Source organism: Azospirillum lipoferum, from assembly GCF_024170005.1.
Lineage (GTDB): Bacteria > Pseudomonadota > Alphaproteobacteria > Azospirillales > Azospirillaceae > Azospirillum > Azospirillum lipoferum.
In genome coordinates, this window is sequence record NZ_JALJXJ010000008.1 from 271,677 (window position 1) to 286,548 (window position 14,872).

Sequence of the window (14,872 nt, forward strand, 5' to 3'; positions counted from 1 at the left end):
TTTACCGTCCCCTCGGCTTCGCCCTCGCGGTCGGTTCCGCTTCCAGCGGGTTGTCGGGCCAGTAGTGTTTCGGGTACTGGCCCTTCAAATCCGCCTTCACCGCCTTGTAGGCGTTGGCCCAGAAGCTCGCGAGGTCGCGGGTGACCTGGACCGGGCGGCGGGCGGGAGACAGCAGGTGCAGCAGCAAGGGCACCCGGCCGCCGGCGATGCGCGGGGTCTCGGCCAGACCGAACATCTCCTGCAACCGCACCGCCAGCACCGGCTCCTCGCCGTCATAGTCGATGGGGATGCGGGAGCCGCTCGGCACCTCGACATGGGTCGGGGCCTCGGCGTCCAGGCGGGTCTTCAGCTCCCAGGGCAGCAGGGCGCGGAGCGCGCTCGACAGGTCGATGCGCTCCAGATGGGCGCGGCGCGACACGCCGTCGAGGAAGGGGGCCAGCCACTCCTCCAGACCGTCCATCAGGGCCGTGTCGGACAGGTCGGGCCAGCCGTAAGCGTCGCCCTCGCGGCTGCGCAGGAACATCACGCGGGTGCGCCATTTGCGCAGCTCGTCGGTCCAGGGCAGGCAGCTTGGGCCGAGCGCGCGGATGCCCTCGATCATCGCGGCGGTCATCGCGTCGGTCGGCGGCTTGGCCAGCTTCTCGTCCTTCAGGATCAGGGCGAACAGCATGCGCCGCCGCCGCGCCAGCACCGTCTGCTCGCGCGCGTCCCAGGCGACGATGGTCTCCGTGCGGATGTCGTCGGCGAAGCTCTCCTCCAGATCGGCCAGCGTGACCGGGGCGGCCAGGAAGATGCGCGATTCGCGGGCAGCGCCGTCGAGGTCGGCGATGGCGAGCCATTCCTCGGCCGACAGCGGCTCGGCCTGCTGGAAATAGGCGCCGCGCCCGCCCGACAGGCGGTACTGCGCCGCCACGCCGCCCGGTTGGCCGCCGGGGCGGCGCTGGCCGATGCGGTCGGGATAGGCGAGCGCCAGCAGGATGCCGACGGCGTTGGAATCCATCGCGTCGTCGTCGCGCACGCCAAGCTGGCGGCGCCACTGCCGGGCCTGCTTCACCGCCTGCTGCGCCCCGCCGCGGTCGACGCTGAGGCCGCGCGCCGCGCCCTGGCCGCCGCGCTCCTCGCCGCGCAGCAGATCGACGCGCAGGCGCAGGTCGGCGTCGCGGAAACCCGGTTGGGAGCGGACGATGTCGCGCTCGCCCAGCAGCGCCGCGACCAGACAGGCGAGCGCGCCCTGGCCCATCGCCTTGCCGGCCAGCATCATGTGGGCCAGACGCGGATGCACGCCGAAGCCGGCCATGCGGCGGCCGTGCGGGGTGATCGCTCCCGCCTTGTCGAGTGCGCCGAGGCTGGTCAGCAGCTCGCGCGCCTGGGCCATCGCCGCGGCCGGTGGCTGGTCGAGCCAGGACAGGCTGGCGGGGTCGGAGACGCCCCACACCGCAAGCTCCAGCGCCAGCGGGGCAAGGTCGGCGTCAGCGATCTCCGGCGTGGTGAAGGGGGCCAGCGCCTTGTGCGTCGCCTCCGGCCACAGGCGGTAGCAGACGCCGGGCTCCAGACGGCCGGCGCGGCCGCGGCGCTGCTCGGCCGAGGCCTGGCTGACCTTCACCGTCGCCAGACGGGTCATGCCGCCGCGCGGGTCGAAGCGCGGAACCCGCATCAGCCCGCTGTCGACCACGATGCGGATGCCCTCGATGGTCAGGCTGGTCTCGGCGATGGAGGTCGCCAGCACGATCTTGCGCTGGCCGGGCGGGGTGGGGGAGATGGCGCGGTCCTGCGCCTCGGCCGACAGGTCGCCATAGAGCGGGGCGATGACGGTGTTCGGCCCCAGGTCGGACTGGTCGAGCAGGGACTGGACGCGGCGGATCTCGCCGACGCCGGGCAGGAAGACCAGGGCGTTGCCGGGCTCCTCGCGCAGGGCGCGGCGGACGGCGGCGGCGACGGCGTCCTCAATGCGGGTGCCATCCATTCTTCCTGTGGGCGCGGGCGCGTCGAGGTGGCGGGTCTCGACCGGGTAGGCGCGGCCCTCGCTGGTCACCATCGCGGCGGGGCCTTGGGCGTCGGCCAGCAGGGTGGCGACCGGGGCGGCGTCGAGCGTCGCCGACATCACGACGAGGCGCAGGTCGTCGCGCAGCGCCCCGCGCGCCTCCTGCACCAGGGCGAGGGCGAGGTCGCTGTCGATGCCGCGCTCGTGGAACTCGTCGAACAGGACGGCGCCGACGGCGGGAAGCTCCGGATCCTCCTGAAGCTGGCGCAGGAACAGGCCGTCGGTCACCACCTCGATCCGCGTCTTCGGGCCGATTTTGGTGTCCAGGCGGACGCGGTAGCCGACGGTCTCGCCCACCGCCTCTCCCAGCATCGACGCCATCCGGCGCGCGGCGGCGCGGGCGGCGAGGCGCCGCGGCTCCAGCACCAGGATCTTGCGGCCCTTCAGCCAAGCGGCCTCCAGCAGGGCCAGCGGCACGCGGGTGGTCTTGCCCGCACCCGGCGGGGCTTGCAGCACGGCGGTGCCGCGGCGGTCCAGCGCCTCCAGCAGGGCGGGCAGGACGGGATCGATCGGGAGGGGGGGAAGGGGCGGGAAGGCGGGCTTGCTCATGAGGGGGAGTCTGCTGCCGCGAACCGGCGGGAAAGGCAATGGTTTTCGGGCGACGGAGGGCGAGGCGCGCGCCAAAAGGTCGCAGGGGCGGGGCAGGGTGCAGCGGGGCGGGACCGATGACCGCATAGGCTGTATGGTTTTGCCGTCGTCGGGCTTCTTCGCACTTCACAGGGATCCATGACCGATATCCACGACGCCGCCCTGTTCCTCGCCCACGCCTGCGCGCTGGAGGAGGACGCCGCCACCCGCTTCGCCGACCTGTCGGAGGCGATGAAGACCTATGGCAACCAGGAGGTCGCGGCCTTCTTCGGCCAGATGGCGAAATTCTCGCGCCTGCATCTGGCCGAGGCGCGGGAACGGTCGGGCTTCCGCAAGATCCCCGATCTGGCGCCGGAAGACTTCCAATGGCCGGACGGCGACAGCCCGGAAGCGGCCTCGATGGAGGGGTCGCACTATCTGATGACGGTGGAATACGCGCTGGAACTGGCGCTGGACAGCGAACGGCGCGGGCAGGCCTTCTACGCCGAGGTGGCGAAGACCACCACCGATGCCGAGGTCCGCATGATGGCCGAGGAGTTCGCCGCCGAAGAGGCCGAGCATGTCGCCCAGCTTGAGGTGTGGGCCAAGCGCTATCCGGCCTTGCAGGGGCAGGAGTAGGGGCAGGATGAGGAAGGGGGCGTTGGCTGCCCCCTTCCCTCGTTACTTTGACAGGGCGGACCAGTCGATCTCGTACACCTTGTCGGCCGGCTGGTAGGTCTTGAAGGCGGCGATCACGTCGTCGACGCTGACGCTGCCCGGCACGTTCTGGATCTCGTAGACGACCGAACTGCCGCTGGTCGGGCCGACGTCGGCGTTGCGGTGGGCCTGCGAGACCAGCCCTTCGCCGGCCTTCTTGATCATGATGGAAGCCATGCATCCGTCTCCTGTTGCGACTCGCCCGACAGGAAAACCATAAACAAAAAGTGGTTTAACCGGAAGGCGGAAAGAGCGAGAGACGGTTGCACTGCATCATTTTGGGGGCGGCATTACGGCAGCGATGCAGCCTCCGTCACCGCGGCGCGGCCGGGCATGCGGTCGGGCTGGGCACCGGCCAGCGCACCGGCGATGCCGCCGGTCAGCCAGACGGAGAAGGCGTTGCGGCCGCCGGCGCTGGCCTGATCGCAGGCGGCGGCGGGAGCGGCGTCCTCGTCGTCGTCCGCTGCCGCGGTGGCGCCGCCATAGTTCCACAGCGGCAGTGCGGAGGACGCGGGTTCGGCGGCGGACGCGGTGGCGATCAGGCTGGGAGCCTGCCGGGCCGGACGGCTGTGCACCTCGATCAGGGCGACGCGGATGCCGGCGGCCCAGGCGCGGTCGATGAAGGCGCGGACCTGCCGCTCGGTGGCGGTGGAGCCGGCAACGGCGCCGGGCGACCCGCCGGTCAGCCAGGCCGACGGGGTCGGGCCGCAGCCGTGCCGGTATTGCAGAGCCATCTGATCCTGCACATAGGTCTGTCCGCGATAGAGGCGCATCAGGCCGTTGCCGTAGCGTTGCAACTCGTCCACCGGGCTGCGGCTGGCGGTCAGCAGATTGCGGTCGATCAGGATCAGCGTCGGCTTCACCGCGATCAGGCGGTCGAGCAGCGGCTCGAAATCGGCGAACTGCGCCTGCCGGTGGACGATGCGCAGGAATTCCAGGTTGGGCACGCCACGCTCCGCGGCGATCTTCGCCATGCCGCGCTCGTCCAGCGTGGCGTCGCGCAGCGCAGTGTCGCCCAGCGCCACCACCAGCACCGAATCCGGGGTGCGCGCCGCCCGCTCGGCCACCGCGTTGATGCGGTTCAGGTTGTACCAGGCGAAAGGCTGGTCGTAGAGCTGGGAGCCGGTCCACAGGACCGCCAGCACCGCCAGCCCGACCAGAGCCAGCGGCGCCAGCAGCAGCCCGCTGCCCAGAATCCACCAGCGCCGCCGGCCGCGCCGCGGTGTTGCGGCACCGGTGGTATCCCCGGCATGGGGAGGGAGGGCTTGCGGTTCCGGCTGCGGCTGGGGCTCCTGCGGGGCGAGATCGGACATCGGGCGTCTCCGGGCGTGCTGCGGCTATTCCCACAACGCGCGGGGGAGGCTAAACGACACGCGGTAATTGGGGGTATCCCCAAGGTCCTGGAGCATCTCCGTCACAGGGTCCCGATTTGCCGAACGCCCCATTTCTGTGTAGGCTCCGACCACAGAAGAGGGCCTGACAGCAGGGGCGGCCCCTTACAACAGGATTGGGCGATGAGCACCGAGATCCGCACCTTCTCCATTCCCGACGCCGCCGCCGAAGAGGCCCAGGCACAGCTGTCCGCCTTCCTGCGGACGGTCGAGATCCAGCGCATCGAAACCGCCTATGCCGACGGGGCGTGGCGCGTGCTGGTGCTGTTCACCGACCTTCGCCGCAAGGAGGAATCGCAGCAGATCGAGGCCGCCATAGCCGCCGCGCTGAACGGCTGGCGCGACAAGGCCGCGACCCAGGCCGGGGTGACGCGCGACGCCATTCTGGCCGACGATCTGGTGCAGGAGATCGCCCGCTTCGCCCCGACGACGGAGCATGAGCTGGCGATCATCGTGAATGCCCGCGGTCTGACGGCCTCGCCCCATGGCGGGGAGATCGTGCAGGTGGTGCGCTCGACGCTGGATCTGCTGATCGACTGAACCTGCTGATCGACCGACGGGCTTTTCGCCGGGCGGCGGCCTATCCGGTTCGGCAGGGCTGGTCACAGCCAAAGGCTGTGCCGGTGCTGCCGTAAGCGTCGGTTGGTTCGAGTGTTCCAGTATGCCAGGATGCACCCTTCGCTGGCACCGGTGGATGGGGCGGTTGTGGCTTCGAAGGATCATCCGAAGAGTCGTGGCGCCGCGGACGTGGCCCAGACTGATGTGGCCCGGGCGGATATGGCTTGGACCGCAGTCCCGGACTATCGGAAGATGGCGCAGGAACTGGCACAGCTGGGGGCGGAAGCTGCCCGGCGTGCCCGCATGACCGGCAACGGCCATTACGACCGGCTGGCGCGCACCCTGACCAACCGGGCGGGAGAGATCCTCGACGATCTGAAGCGCAGCGGGAAGGCGTAACGGCCGGGGTGGGAGTTGCGGGAAAGGAAACGGCGCCCTGGTGGGGCGCCGTTGTCGTTTGTGGGGTGGTCCTGATTGTCCCTGCCTGATCCTCCCCGCTGGGTGGGGGAGGGTCAGGGTAGGGGCAAAGTCCCTCAGACCACCTTGGCGTCGTGCATGGCGGCGATCTGGTCCTTGTTGTAGCCGAGCTGGGCCAGGACCTCGTCGGTGTGCTCGCCGAGCAGCGGGGAGCCGGTGATCTCGACCGTCATGTCGGAGAACTTGATCGGGCTGCCGACGGTCAGGTACTTGCCGCGCTGCTTGTGGTCGACCTCGACGACGGTGCCGCTGGCGCGCAGCGACGGGTCGTTGGCGATCTCCTTCATCGACAGAACCGGCGAGCACGGGATGTCGTACTTGCGCAGGATGTCGACGGCCTCGAACTTGGTCTTGTCCTTCAGCCAGTCCTCGATGATCGCGAAGATGTCGAAGATCTTGTCCTGACGGGCCAGCGCCGTGTTGTAGGCCGGATCGTCGATCCACTCCTCGCGGCCCAGCGCCTTGCAGATCGGCGCCCAGGCATGGCCCTGGATGGTGAAGTAGATGTAGGCGTTGGGATCGGTCTCCCAGCCCTTGCACTTCAGCACCCAGCCCGGCTGGCCGCCGCCGCCGGCATTGCCGCCGCGCGGAACCACGTCGGTGAATTTGCCGTGCGGATACTGCGGGTATTCCTCCAGATAGCCGACGCGGTCCAGGCGCTGCTGGTCGCGCAGCTTGACGCGGCAGAGGTTCAGCACGCTGTCCTGCATCGACACGGCGACCTTCTGGCCCTTGCCGGTCTTGGTGCGGGCCATCAGGGCGGTCAGGATGCCGATGGCGAGATGCATGCCGGTGTTGCTGTCGCCGAGAGCGGCGGCGGACACGGTCGGCGGGCCATCCCAGAAGCCGGTGGTCGAGGCCGCACCGCCGGCGCACTGGGCGACGTTCTCATAGACCTTCAGGTCCTGGTAATGGTGGCCGTCGCTGAAGCCCTTGACCGAGGCGACGATCATGCCGGGGTTCAGTTCCTTGATCTTGTCCCAGCTGAAGCCCATGCGGTCCAGCGCGCCGGGGCCGAAATTCTCGACCAGGACGTCCGATTCCTTGATCAGCCGGGTCAGGACTTCCTTGCCTTCGGCCGTCTTGGTGTCCAGCGTCAGGGAGCGCTTGTTGCTGTTCAGCATGGTGAAATAGAGCGCGTCGGCATCCGGGATGTCGCGCAGCTGGCTGCGGGTGACGTCGCCCGCACCCGGACGTTCGACCTTGATGACGTCCGCGCCGTACCAGGCCAGAAGCTGGGTGCAGGCGGGGCCGGCCTGCACATGGGTGAAGTCGATGATCTTAATGCCTTCGAGCGGCTTGGTCATGACTGCAACACTCCCTTATTTCGCGTTGTTTCAGTTCGTCTCTTGGACTTGATCTTCAGAGATCTTGAGAGATCCGCCCTTTGGTCCGCTCGCACTCAGCCGGCCGTCGCCACGCCGGCTTGGGCGGCGGCTTCGAGTTCGGTGAGGCGGCGGCGCAATTTCCGTTCTTCGGTCCAGCGGGCGGTTTCGTCCCGCACCACGGCGACGATCCCGGTCACCGCACCGTCGGTCCCGCGCAAAAGCGCGACGGTGAAGGCGATCGACAGGCTGTGCCCGTCCTTGTGGACCGCCGGAACCCGAAGCAGGTCATGGCCGTAGCGGGTCTCGCCGGTGGCCATGGTCTTTTCATATCCATCCCAATGACGCTGGCGCTGGCGTTCCGGAATGATGATGTCGAGCGACTTGCCCATCGCCTCGTCGGCGGAGAAGCCGAACATCCGCTCCGCCGCCGCATTCCACAGGGTGATGGCGCCGGCCGGGTCGGACAGGATGACGGCATCGCCGATCACCGCCACCAGCTGTTCGCAATCCACAACCGCGGGCGAACCCGCTGCTGTCTTCTCGTGCATGTCGATCTCCATGGCGCCCGCCCCCTCTTGGATTGGGCGCCGGGAAAGCCGGTGCGGCGGTGGCCGGTAAGCCGCTGTCGCACTGACATTATCGATACGGTATACCAGATACCATATCTCTGGCAAGAGGATTTGAGCGGCCTGCGGACTGTTGTTTGCGCGAACCTTTTGGGGGAGGGCAGCGCGCGCCCTGCAATACCCGAGGGATCCCCTCTCCCCCCGGGGAGAGGGTTAGGGTGAGGGGGTCGCGCGGCGAGGATTATCGAGGAACGCCGAGCGCCGGCCCTTCTGTTGGAGCCACGCAGTGCATCCCCCTCACCCCGACCCTCTCCCCGGGGGGAGAGGGGGATTTCCCGGGATTGGAGGGGGGAGGGAGCGCAAAAAGAAAAAGGGCGCCTCGCGGCGCCCCTTCAGGGTTCCAAGGACCATGGCCCTTGGACGGGTGGGTCAAGGGAGGGGCGGAGCCCTCCCTTGCCTCGTTAAGCCCGTTATCTCGGATCAGACGTCCAGCAGCAGGCGGCGCGGATCCTCGATCAGCTCCTTGATGCGGACGAGGAAGGTGACCGCTTCCTTGCCGTCGATGATGCGGTGGTCGTAGGACAGCGCCAGATACATCATCGGGCGGACCTCGATCTTGCCGCCGACGACGACCGCGCGGTCCATCGTCTTGTGCATGCCGAGGATGGCGGACTGCGGCGGATTGATGATCGGGGTCGACATCAGCGAGCCGTAGACACCACCGTTGGAGATGGTGAAGGTACCCCCCGTGAGTTCGTCCATCGACAGCTTGCCGTCGCGGCCCTTCTTGCCGAGCGCGGCGATGGTGCCCTCGACGCCGGCGAAGTCCAGCTTGTCGGCGTCGCGGACGACCGGAACCACCAGACCCTGCGGCGTGCCGACGGCGACGCCGATGTCATAGTAGTTCTTGTAGACGATGTCGGTGCCGTCGATCTCGGCGTTGACGGCCGGGATCTCCTTCAGGGCCTGGACGGCGGCCTTGACGAAGAAGGACATGAAGCCGAGCCGCACCTTGTGGCGCTTCTCGAAATAGTCCTTGTACTCGGCGCGCAGAGCGATCGCCGCCGACATGTCCACCTCGTTGAAGGTGGTCAGCATGGCGGCGCTGTTCTGGGCCTCCTTCAGACGCTCGGCGATGCGCTGGCGCAGGCGGGTCATGCGGACGCGCTCTTCCTGCGCGGCGCGCGGACGGTCGCCCTGGGTGCCGGCGGCCCACTGGACCTTCGGAGCCGGGGCCGGAGCCGCCGGCTTGGCGGCCGGAGCCGGAGCCGGAGCAGCCGGGGCAGCCAGCACGTCACCCTTGGTGATGCGGCCGTCCTTGCCCGAACCGGCGATGGAGGTGGTGTCGACGCCCTTCTCGTCGGCCAGCTTGCGGGCGGCCGGGCCGGAGGCGGCGATGTTGCCCGGAGCAGCGGCAGCGGCCGGGGCAGCCGGAGCCGGGGCGGCGGCGGGAGCCGGGGCAGCGGCCGGAGCAGCGGCAGCCGCCGGGGCGGCACCGGCGCCGGCGCCCTCGTTGATGACGCCCAGCAGGGCGCCGACCTCGACGTTCGCCCCTTCCGGAGCGACGATCTCGGCCAGCACGCCGGCGGCCGACGCATTCACCTCAAGCGTGACCTTGTCGGTCTCCAGCTCGACCAGCGCCTCGTCCATGGCGACGGCTTCGCCGGCCTTCTTCAGCCAGCGGGCGACCGTCGCTTCGGAGACGGACTCACCCAGCGTGGGGACCTTGATGTCGGTAGCCATTTCTTATTCCTCGTTCGTCTTCTTGTTCGCTTGGGTGAGGGTCAGCGGACCGTCAGGGCTTCATCCAGGAGCTTGGCCTGCTCCTTGTTGTGGCGCTTCAGCAGGCCGGTCGCCGGCGAGGCGGTGGCCGGGCGGCCGACGTAGGACGGGCGGCCGGCCTTGTGGCCGACGTCCTTCAGCACGGCTTCCAGGCGGCGGTCGGCGAAGTGCCAGGCGCCCTGATTCTCCGGCTCTTCCTGGCACCAGACCAGCTCGGCGTTCGGATACTTGGCGAACTCGGCCGCCAGCGCATCCTTCGGGAACGGATAGAGCTGTTCCAGGCGCAGGATGACCACATCCTTGATGCCGCGGCTCATGCGCTCCTGCAGCAGGTCGTAATAGACCTTGCCGGAGCACACCACGATGCGGCGGATCTTGTCGTTGGCGGCCAGATCGTTGGCGGTCTCGCCCAGCACACGGTGGAAGCTGCTGCCCGGACCCATCTCCGACAGGTCGGAGATGCACAGCTTGTGGCGCAGCAGCGACTTCGGCGTGAACAGGACCAGCGGCTTGCGGAAGCTGCGGCGGATCTGGCGGCGGAAGACGTGGAACAGGTTGGCCGGCGTCGTCACGTTGCAGATCTGCCAGTTGTCCTCGGCGCACATCTGCAGGAAGCGTTCCGGACGGGCGGACGAGTGTTCCGGACCCTGGCCCTCGTAGCCGTGCGGCAGCAGCATCACCAGGCCGGACATGCGCAGCCACTTGGACTCGCCCGACGAGATGAACTGGTCGATGATGGTCTGGGCGGTGTTGGCGAAATCGCCGAACTGCGCTTCCCACAGGACCAGATTGTGCGGCTCGGCCAGCGAATAGCCGTACTCGTAGCCGACGACGGCGGCTTCCGACAGCGGGCTGTCATGGACCTCGAAGGTCGCCTGATCCGGGCTGACGTGGCAGAGCGGGACGTACTTCTCTTCGGTGTTCTGGTCGTACATCACCGCATGGCGGTGCGAGAAGGTGCCGCGGCCGGAATCCTGGCCCGACAGGCGCACACCGGTGCCCTCGGCGACCAGCGTGCCGTAGGCCAGCGCCTCGGCGGTCGCCCAGTCGATGCCTTCGCCTGTCTCCAGCGTCTTCTTCTTCGCTTCCAGCTGGCGCGCGATCTTGGAGTTGATCGCGAAGTCCTTCGGGTACTCGCAGAGCTTGAAGCCGATCCGCTTCAGCGTGTCGATGTCCACGCCGGTCTCGCCGCGATGGGCGGTGTCGGCGCCCTGCGCCTCCAGCCCGGCCCACTTGCCTTCCAGCCAGTCGGCCTTGTTCGGCTTGTAGGTGCTGGACGCCTCGAACTCACCCTCCAGCTTCTTCATGAAGTCCTGGGTGATCTGGTCGCCCTCGGCCTGGGTGATCACGTTCTCCTCGACCAGCTGCTTGGCATACAGCTCGCGCGTGGTCGCGTGGGCCCGGATCTTCTTGTACATCAGCGGCTGGGTGAAGCCCGGCTCGTCGCCCTCGTTGTGGCCGTGGCGGCGGTAGCAGACCATGTCGATCACGACGTCCCGCTTGAACTTCTGGCGGAACTCGATGGCGATGCGGCTGACATGGACGACGGCTTCGGGATCGTCGCCGTTCACGTGGAAGATCGGCGCCTGCACCATCTTGGCCATGTCGGAGCAATACACGCCCGACCGCGAATAGGTCGGGTTGGTGGTGAAGCCGATCTGGTTGTTGATGATGAAGTGCATGGTGCCGCCGGTGCGGTAGCCGCGCAGCTCCGACAGGCCCAGCGTCTCGGCCACGATGCCCTGGCCGGCGAAGGCGGCGTCGCCATGGATCAGCACGCCCATCACCTGCTCGCGATCCAGGTCGCGGCGCTGCTGCTGCTTGGCGCGCACCTTGCCCAGCACGACCGGGTTGACCCATTCCAGGTGGGACGGGTTGGCGGTCAGCGACAGGTGGACGATGTTGCCGTTGAAGTCACGATCCGACGAGGTGCCGAGATGGTACTTCACGTCGCCCGAACCCTGGACGTCCTCGGGGCTCGACGGGTTGCCCTGGAACTCCGAGAAGACGGCGGAGAAGGGCTTGCCCATGAAGTTGGTCAGCACGTTCAGGCGGCCGCGGTGGGCCATGCCGACGACGGCTTCCTTCAGGCCGAGCTGGCCGCCGCGCTTCAGGATCTGCTCCAGCGCGGGGATCATCGACTCGCCGCCCTCAAGGCCGAAGCGCTTGGTGCCGGTGTATTTCAGCTGCAGGAACTTCTCGAAGCCCTCGGCCGCGGTCAGGCGCTCCAGGATGGCGCGCTTGCCGTTCACCGTGAAGTCGGTGTGGTTGCGGCCGCCCTCGATGCGTTCCTGGATCCAGGCCTTCTCTTCCGGGTCCTGGATGTGCATGAACTCGACGCCGATCGTCCCGCAATAGGTCTTGTGCAGGATGTCGAGGATCTGGCGCAGCGTCGCCGTTTCCAGGCCGAGCGAGTAGTTCAGGAAGATCGGACGGTCGAGATCGTCCGGGCCGAAGCCGTAGGTCGCCGGATCCAGTTCCGGGTGCGGCTCGCGCTTCTCCAGGCCCAGCGGGTCGAAATGCGCGTTCATGTGGCCGCGGACGCGGAAGACGCGGATCAACATCAGGGCGCGGATGCTGTCCAGCGTGGCGGCGCGCAGCTGCTGCGGGCTGATGCCGCCATAGACCTGCTGGGTGTGGGCCAGCATGGCGCCGTTGCCGGGGCCGTTCAGCGCGGCGGCGGCACCGTTCGTGGCGGCACCATTGCCGGCGCCGTTGGGGGCGCCGACGATGAAGCTCTCGGCGACCGGGTCGCGCTTGGCCTTGGGGTCTTCCAGATCGGACACGGTCCAGGACGCGCCGCGCAGCTCGTCCAGGACGGCGCGCGAATCCTCGTCCAGATCCTGGAAGAAGCTGTTCCAGCTGGGGTCGACAGCGGCCGGGTTGGACAGGTAGCTGGCGTAGAGTTCGGCGACGTAACCGGCGTTCGAGCCGAAGAGGAACGAGGTCTGTTCCAGATTTGCCGACATGGTTTCACCTCGGGCCGTGCGCCCGGGTCCCTGTGGGAGATGGTTTTAAGGCGGAAGGGGACGGGGGATCGTTGGATCCCCATGTGCCAGCGCCGGCGGAGCGGGCCGCCGAGGCTTGCATATGGGTCCCCAGGACCGTCCGTCCAAGTGGAGAGCCCAGAGGGGCGGCGGGCGGGGCACCGCAGCGTCCCGCCCGTCGGCCTCTTCAAAAGGCGTCCTCTTTTCAAAGGCCGGTGGCCGCGGGCGTCGCGGAGTGCGCGACGCCCGCAGGCGATCAGCCCTTGAACACCTTCAGCATGGTGGAGCCCAGGCTGGCGGGGCTGTCGGCGACGGCGATGCCGACCGACTTCATGAAGTCGATCTTGAAGTCGGCGGTGTCGTTGCCGCCGGAGATCACCGCACCGGCATGGCCCATGCGGCGTCCCGGAGGCGCCGTGCGGCCGGCGATGAAGCCGACGACCGGCTTCTTCGTGCCCGACGCCTTGATGAACTCGGCGCCGCGGACTTCGGCGTCGCCGCCGATCTCGCCGATCATGATGATGCCCTCGGTCTCCGGGTCCTTCACGAACAGCTCCAGGCTGTCGACGAAGTTGGTGCCGTTGACCGGGTCGCCGCCGATGCCGATGCAGGTGGTCTGGCCCAGGCCGGCCGCCGTGGTCTGCGCGACGGCCTCATAGGTCAGCGTGCCGGAACGCGAGACAATGCCGATCTTGCCGCGCTTGTGGATGTGGCCCGGCATGATGCCGATCTTGCACTCGTCCGGCGTGATGATGCCGGGGCAGTTCGGGCCGATCAGGCGGGTCTTGGAACCGTCGAGGGCGCGCTTGACGCGGACCATGTCCAGCACCGGGATGCCTTCGGTGATGCAGACCACCAGCGGGATCTCGGCGTCGATCGCTTCCAGGATCGCGTCGGCCGCAAACGGCGGCGGCACGTAGATCACGGAGGCGTTGGCGCCGGTCTTCTCGACCGCTTCCGACACGGTGTCGAAGATCGGCAGGTCGAGATGCTTGGCGCCGCCCTTACCGGGCGTGACGCCGCCGACCATCTTGGTGCCGTAGGCGATGGCCTGCTCGGAGTGGAAGGTGCCCTGGGCTCCGGTGAAGCCCTGGCAGATCACCTTCGTGTTCTTGTCGACGAGAACAGCCATGTTACGCGGCCTCCTTCACGGCCTTGACCACCTTCTCGGCGGCATCGGCGAGGTTGTCGGCCGAGAGGATCGGCAGGCCGGATTCGGCCAGGATCTTCTTGCCCAGATCGACGTTGGTGCCTTCCAGGCGCACCACCAGCGGAACGTGCAGGTGCACTTCGCGCGCCGCGGCGACCACGCCCTCGGCGATCACGTCGCAGCGCATGATGCCGCCGAAGATGTTGACCAGGATGCCTTCGACGTTGCTGTCGGACAGGATCAGCTTGAAGGCCGCGGTAACGCGCTCCTTCGTGGCGCCGCCGCCGACGTCGAGGAAGTTGGCCGGCTCGCCGCCATACAGCTTGATGATGTCCATGGTGGCCATCGCCAGACCGGCGCCGTTCACCATGCAGCCGATGTTGCCGTCGAGCTTGACGTAGTTGAGGCTGTGCTTGGCCGCCTCGATCTCCGCCGGATCCTCTTCGGCCTCGTCGCGCAGCTCTTCGACGTCCTTGTGACGGAACAGCGCGTTGTCGTCGAAGTTCATCTTGGCGTCGAGCGCCAGGATGTCGCCCGAGCCGGTGACGATCAGCGGGTTGATCTCGACGATGGCGCAGTCCAGGTCCACGAAGGCCTTGTAGGCGGCCTGGATGAACTTGGCGGCGGCGCCGACCTGCTTGCCTTCCAGGCCCAGCGCGAAGGCGACCTTGCGGGTGTGGTAGCCCTGGATGCCGGTGGCCGGGTCGACCGCGACCTTGACGATCTTCTCCGGCGTGTTGTGGGCGACCTCCTCGATCTCCATGCCGCCTTCGGTCGAGGCCATGATCGTCACGCGGCCGGTGGCGCGGTCGATCAGCATGCCGAGATACAGCTCGCGCTTGATGTCGGCGCCTTCCTCGATATAGAGGCGCTTCACCTCGCGGCCTTCCGCGCCGGTCTGCTTGGTCACCAGGACGCTGTTCAGCATCTCGGCGGCGTTCTTGCCGACCTCCTCGATCGACTTGACGACGCGGACGCCGCCCTTGCCCTCGGGGTTGTTCTTGAAGCGGCCGGCGCCGCGGCCGCCGGCGTGGATCTGGGACTTCACGACCCAGACCGGACCGCCCAGCTCGCGGGCGACCGTCTCGGCCTCCTGCGGGGTGTAGGCGACGCCGCCGCGGGGAACCGCGACGCCGTACTTCTTCAGCAGGCTTTTCGCCTGGTACTCATGGATGTTCATCGGGCGTCCATCTGTTTTTTGTTTCGGCTGACGAGAACGGGTCGACTGAAGGACAAGACGGGCGCACCACCGGCGTCCTCCCGACCCGGATAGGGGCCGGGAGGACGCCGGAGACCGCGCGTTCCGTC

General features: G+C 68.2%; 12 protein-coding genes. 3 read left to right on the plus strand and 9 right to left on the minus strand.

Annotated elements, in window-relative coordinates:
* Position 1: 1 nt before the first annotated feature.
* Entirely contained in the window at positions 2-2,590 is a 2,589-nt protein-coding gene (gene hrpB, locus J2848_RS19500; RefSeq protein WP_149234541.1) for an ATP-dependent helicase HrpB, read from the minus strand.
* A 177-nt stretch (positions 2,591-2,767) separates the two neighbouring features.
* On the opposite strand from hrpB, the gene J2848_RS19505 reads away from it, so the two are divergent.
* Entirely contained in the window at positions 2,768-3,247 is a 480-nt protein-coding gene (locus J2848_RS19505; RefSeq protein ID WP_149234540.1) for a ferritin-like domain-containing protein, read from the plus strand.
* A 42-nt stretch (positions 3,248-3,289) separates the two neighbouring features.
* On the opposite strand, the gene J2848_RS19510 is transcribed toward J2848_RS19505, so the two are convergent.
* Together J2848_RS19510 and J2848_RS19515 are read right to left on the minus strand one after the other, a co-directional pair.
* A complete protein-coding gene (locus tag J2848_RS19510; protein ID WP_149234539.1) occupies positions 3,290-3,502 on the minus strand; it encodes a hypothetical protein in 213 nt (70 codons plus the stop codon).
* Positions 3,503-3,615: 113 nt separating this feature from the next.
* Complete coding sequence (locus J2848_RS19515) at positions 3,616-4,638, minus strand: hypothetical protein (protein WP_149234538.1); 1,023 nt, start codon at positions 4,636-4,638, stop codon at positions 3,616-3,618.
* A gap of 201 nt (positions 4,639-4,839) precedes the next feature.
* Here J2848_RS19515 and J2848_RS19520 point away from each other — a divergent pair, with 201 nt between their 5' ends.
* Positions 4,840-5,256, plus strand: a complete 417-nt coding sequence (locus J2848_RS19520) for an HRDC domain-containing protein (protein ID WP_149234537.1) — start codon at positions 4,840-4,842, stop codon at positions 5,254-5,256.
* A 270-nt stretch (positions 5,257-5,526) separates the two neighbouring features.
* A complete protein-coding gene (locus tag J2848_RS19525; protein WP_246194320.1) occupies positions 5,527-5,673 on the plus strand; it encodes a hypothetical protein in 147 nt (48 codons plus the stop codon).
* Positions 5,674-5,807: 134 nt separating this feature from the next.
* Here the strand turns inward: J2848_RS19525 and frc are convergent, their stop codons facing one another.
* From frc to sucC, 6 genes are all read right to left on the minus strand, one after another.
* On the minus strand, positions 5,808-7,058 hold the full coding sequence (gene frc, locus J2848_RS19530; RefSeq protein WP_149234535.1) for a formyl-CoA transferase: 1,251 nt from the start codon (positions 7,056-7,058) through the stop codon (positions 5,808-5,810).
* A gap of 95 nt (positions 7,059-7,153) precedes the next feature.
* On the minus strand, positions 7,154-7,639 hold the full coding sequence (locus J2848_RS19535; protein WP_253568698.1) for a PAS domain-containing protein: 486 nt from the start codon (positions 7,637-7,639) through the stop codon (positions 7,154-7,156).
* Between the two features lie 486 nt (positions 7,640-8,125).
* On the minus strand, positions 8,126-9,388 hold the full coding sequence (gene odhB, locus J2848_RS19540; protein WP_149234533.1) for a 2-oxoglutarate dehydrogenase complex dihydrolipoyllysine-residue succinyltransferase: 1,263 nt from the start codon (positions 9,386-9,388) through the stop codon (positions 8,126-8,128).
* Between the two features lie 41 nt (positions 9,389-9,429).
* On the minus strand, positions 9,430-12,396 hold the full coding sequence (locus tag J2848_RS19545) for a 2-oxoglutarate dehydrogenase E1 component (protein ID WP_149234532.1): 2,967 nt from the start codon (positions 12,394-12,396) through the stop codon (positions 9,430-9,432).
* 274 nt (positions 12,397-12,670) lie between these two features.
* Positions 12,671-13,546 (minus strand): succinate--CoA ligase subunit alpha, encoded by an 876-nt coding sequence (gene sucD / locus J2848_RS19550; RefSeq protein ID WP_014246680.1) that lies wholly within the window; start codon positions 13,544-13,546, stop codon positions 12,671-12,673.
* 1 nt (position 13,547) lies between these two features.
* A complete protein-coding gene (gene sucC / locus J2848_RS19555; protein ID WP_149234531.1) occupies positions 13,548-14,744 on the minus strand; it encodes an ADP-forming succinate--CoA ligase subunit beta in 1,197 nt (398 codons plus the stop codon).
* Between the last annotated feature and the right edge of the window lie 128 nt (positions 14,745-14,872).

Coding starts and splice junctions, on each gene's coding strand:
- hrpB (WP_149234541.1), bottom strand. CDS start 2,590: ATGAGCAAGCCCGCCTTCCCGCCCCTTCCCCCCCTCCCGATCGATCCC.
- J2848_RS19515 (WP_149234538.1), bottom strand. CDS start 4,638: ATGTCCGATCTCGCCCCGCAGGAGCCCCAGCCGCAGCCGGAACCGCAA.
- J2848_RS19545 (WP_149234532.1), bottom strand. CDS start 12,396: ATGTCGGCAAATCTGGAACAGACCTCGTTCCTCTTCGGCTCGAACGCC.
- J2848_RS19535 (WP_253568698.1), bottom strand. CDS start 7,639: ATGGAGATCGACATGCACGAGAAGACAGCAGCGGGTTCGCCCGCGGTT.
- odhB (WP_149234533.1), bottom strand. CDS start 9,388: ATGGCTACCGACATCAAGGTCCCCACGCTGGGTGAGTCCGTCTCCGAA.
- J2848_RS19505 (WP_149234540.1), top strand. CDS start 2,768: ATGACCGATATCCACGACGCCGCCCTGTTCCTCGCCCACGCCTGCGCG.
- J2848_RS19520 (WP_149234537.1), top strand. CDS start 4,840: ATGAGCACCGAGATCCGCACCTTCTCCATTCCCGACGCCGCCGCCGAA.
- J2848_RS19525 (WP_246194320.1), top strand. CDS start 5,527: ATGGCGCAGGAACTGGCACAGCTGGGGGCGGAAGCTGCCCGGCGTGCC.
- frc (WP_149234535.1), bottom strand. CDS start 7,058: ATGACCAAGCCGCTCGAAGGCATTAAGATCATCGACTTCACCCATGTG.
- J2848_RS19510 (WP_149234539.1), bottom strand. CDS start 3,502: ATGGCTTCCATCATGATCAAGAAGGCCGGCGAAGGGCTGGTCTCGCAG.
- sucC (WP_149234531.1), bottom strand. CDS start 14,744: ATGAACATCCATGAGTACCAGGCGAAAAGCCTGCTGAAGAAGTACGGC.
- sucD (WP_014246680.1), bottom strand. CDS start 13,546: ATGGCTGTTCTCGTCGACAAGAACACGAAGGTGATCTGCCAGGGCTTC.